The sequence below is a fragment of the Vibrio sp. 10N.286.49.E11 genome (genome assembly GCF_041469505.1).
Lineage (GTDB): Bacteria > Pseudomonadota > Gammaproteobacteria > Enterobacterales > Vibrionaceae > Vibrio > Vibrio crassostreae_C.
Genome location: NZ_JBFRKQ010000086.1, coordinates 1 through 2,524 on the forward strand (window position 1 = coordinate 1; position 2,524 = coordinate 2,524).

A 2,524-nucleotide genomic window follows, 5' to 3' on the forward strand; every position below is an offset into this window, starting at 1 on the left:
GGATTCCATACATCACGTTACTTCTTCACCTGTTAGTGCAGATTCCCATGGGAACTGAGCGCCAATGTAACCGTTGTCTGCTGCTTTCTTACGTGCGCCGCCCAGTGTTTTGAAGCGGTACTCAAGTAGACTGCGTGCAACTTCTGGCATTGTGTAGATGAAGAACGGAAGCATAAATACTTCTGTATCCCAGAACGAGTGACCTTTGTAGCCCTCGCCTGATAGACCTTTCGCACCGATACCGAAACGAGAGTCGTGCATTGGCGTGAAGATGTTTAACTGGTACTGAGCAAAACGAGTCGCTAGTTGGTCAAAATCGTTGCCACCGATAGTGATGTTCATGTTGTCCCAACGCTTGTCCCACTCAACTCCGCTGTCTGCTAGTAGCTCGTCAAAGCTGCGGTCAGCATTCATTTTTAGGTTAGTTAGTGCGTGGTCACGTAGAGCTTGAAGCTCGTAGCCTTCAACATCGAACTGCTTGTCACGAGAAGTGTGTACAACACCCACTTTCTCAGTGCCAAATGTCTCGCCTGCTTTTAGCTCTTGATGGATGTTCAGCCATACCTTACGACGGTCCATCTGTAGACCTGGGTCGATCTCAACTTCTGTACCATTTACGAAGTAGCGATGAGACGTTAGGAATACGAAATCAACTTTGCTTTCTGTCGTGTGTTGTAGCAGCTCAATGAAGCGCTTGTCGTAGATACGCTTTTCACCTTCGTGGAAGTGCTGAGCACCAGAGTTAGATAGCTGAGCATCGACACCTGAGCGGATTTCGATTTTCGCATCGCTGTTTACAGCCTTAACTTGAACGTCGAACGCCATTAGATGAAGGTTTGCTTGAGAGATAAAGCGACGGAAGCGCATCTCAAACGTTTTGCCTTCTGTATTTGTCCAAGTGAACTCACGAGTCAGCTCACCATTCTTAACGTTTAGACGACGTGAGTAGTTACTTACTTCGCCAGACTCTAGATGGAAACGACGGCCATCAATGAACATCTCAATTGAACTCATGTCTGCAGCATTTGGAAGCTCGGTTACTTCCTCTTCATCGAACTTGTTATAAGTACCTGCGATGAATAGGTTACGCACTTGGCCTACATACTTTTCTTCCGTGGCACTACGGGCACCCATGTAGCCGTTACCTTGGCTCATTACCACTTCACATTTACCTTGAAGTGCTGAATCAAATGCCGTCTCTTCAACGATCCAATTTTTTAGTTCGCCTTGACCAGCGGTGTAGTTCATAAACATCTTAAATATCCCCGAGGATTAACCTTTAACAGCGGAAGAAATATCGTTACCAACGAAGTAACGTTGAAAAACCATAAATACAATAAGTACTGGAATTGTCGACAGGAACGCGCCTGCAAGAATCAGGTTCCAGTCACCTGCTACGCCATAGGCGTTACGTAAACTTAATAGACCAACAGGAAGCGTGAATGCATCCGCAGGGCTGTTTATCACCACCAGTGGCCAGAAGAAGTCATTCCAGGCCCCTTGAAAGCCAAGGATGGTTACAGACAAAATGGCTGGTTTAGCCAATGGCATAAATACTTTCCAAAGAATCACTAACGGGCTAGCACCGTCGACGATTGCCGCTTCTTCCAGTTCTTTGGGAATGTTTTCAAAGAACTGCTTCATGATGAGTACTTGACCGGATGCCACCACCGCAGTTATGACCGCCCAAGGTGTGTTTAACAACCCAATATCTTTGTAAATTAAGTAGTTAGAAATAAACGTCACCTGTGCTGGAATCATCATACTGAACAACATGAAAGCGAATACAGCACGTGCACCAGTGAACTTCAATCGTGCTAATGCATAGCCTGCGGTGCACGCGAGGAACAGAGTCAAAATCACCTTACCAATCGCGATAAAGAACGAGTTGATGGTCCAGCTCATGAACAAGCTCTTACCTGTATCCAAACTCACAGACTCTGTGTAAACACGAACGTAAGACTTGAATACATAGCCGATCACACCCGGTGTTGCGTTATCCCATGCAGCGACTCGACCACGACGCTCCATCTTGCTTGGTGCCAGGGTGCTATCAATCAACACTTGTCCACGAGGTGATTCTACGGTTAGTGGAAGCGTCGCAATTTCAGGACCGTTTCCTTGGTAAAGAATGTTAAATTCCCAAGTTTGGCTTTGGCCTTGCTTTGTGATCTCGTTACGACCACGCCTTTCGACATAGGTGACATCATCACTTGAAGCAACCAGACGAGGTTCGCTAACCACTGCATAATCAGAAGCAAAATCTGTCACCGTTGCTGCTGCCATGCCAGTACCTGGACGGCGACGTGGAACTTCAATGGTCGGTACCTGAAACTCTTTGCCCTGTTCAACAGCGTAAGTGACTGTAAAGTTGACCGTCGCTCCCGGAGCAAAACCACCAAACATAGGTGCGTTGTTACCTTCTTGACCCAGTTGGTATGCTGCCCCCCAGTTACTAGGTTGAACCTGTGCAAAGTTAAATTTGAATGGTTGCTCAAGTGGGTTAATGCCGATCAGTTAAAGC

Annotated in this window: 2 protein-coding genes; both read right to left on the reverse strand. The window is 46.7% G+C overall.

Annotated features, from left to right (window positions below; all coding sequences use genetic code 11):
- Window positions 1-12: 12 nt before the first annotated feature.
- Entirely contained in the window at window positions 13-1,254 is a 1,242-nt protein-coding gene (locus AB4167_RS19585; RefSeq protein WP_372136914.1) for a hypothetical protein, read from the reverse strand.
- Window positions 1,255-1,272: 18 nt separating this feature from the next.
- Window positions 1,273-2,406 carry a carbohydrate ABC transporter permease gene (locus tag AB4167_RS19590; RefSeq protein WP_372136915.1) on the reverse strand — a complete coding sequence of 378 codons (1,134 nt, stop codon included), beginning with the start codon at window positions 2,404-2,406 and terminating at the stop codon, window positions 1,273-1,275.
- Between the last annotated feature and the right edge of the window lie 118 nt (window positions 2,407-2,524).